Source organism: Actinomadura sp. 7K507, from assembly GCF_004348425.1.
Lineage (GTDB): Bacteria > Actinomycetota > Actinomycetes > Streptosporangiales > Streptosporangiaceae > Spirillospora.
The window spans coordinates 1-599 of record NZ_SMKK01000558.1; the positions used below are offsets into that span (position 1 = coordinate 1).

A 599-nucleotide genomic window follows, 5' to 3' on the forward strand; every position below is an offset into this window, starting at 1 on the left:
GCCGGGGTGTGGTCGCTGGCGGATGCGGCGGTGCTGGTGGCGGCGCGGGGCCGGTTGATGCAGGCCCTGCCCACGGGTGGGGCGATGACGGCGATCCGCGCCACCGAAACCCAGGTTCAGGCCCATCTGGTGGACGGGGTGGAGGTAGCGGCGGTCAACAGCCCGGACGGTGTGGTGATCTCCGGTGACGCCGACGCGGTCGCCAAGGTCGCGGCGCACTTCGAGACGGTGAGGCCGTTGCCGGTCTCGCACGCGTTCCATTCGGTGTTGATGGACCCGATGCTGGCCGAGTTCGAACACATCGCCGCCGGGGTGACCTACCGGCCGCCCGCGGTGCCGATCGTGTCCAACCTGACCGGCGACCTCGCCGACCCCGACCACCTGTGCACCCCGGCCTACTGGGTGCGGCACGTCCGCCAAGCCGTCCGCTTCCATGACGGTGTGCAGACCCTGCGCGGGCACGGTGTCACCACCTTCCTGGAAATCGGACCCGACGCCGCGCTGACCGCCACCGCCGACCCCGGCGACGAGGCGGAGTTCATAGCCGTCCAGCGCCGTGACCGCGACCAGCCCCGCCAACTGCTGTCGGCGGTCGGGGA

1 protein-coding gene is annotated in these 599 nt (G+C 71.6%); it reads left to right on the plus strand.

Annotated elements, in window-relative coordinates; all coding sequences use genetic code 11:
* A partial coding sequence (locus E1285_RS45235) for an acyltransferase domain-containing protein (protein ID WP_132161057.1) occupies positions 1–599 on the plus strand: 599 nt, incomplete at both ends.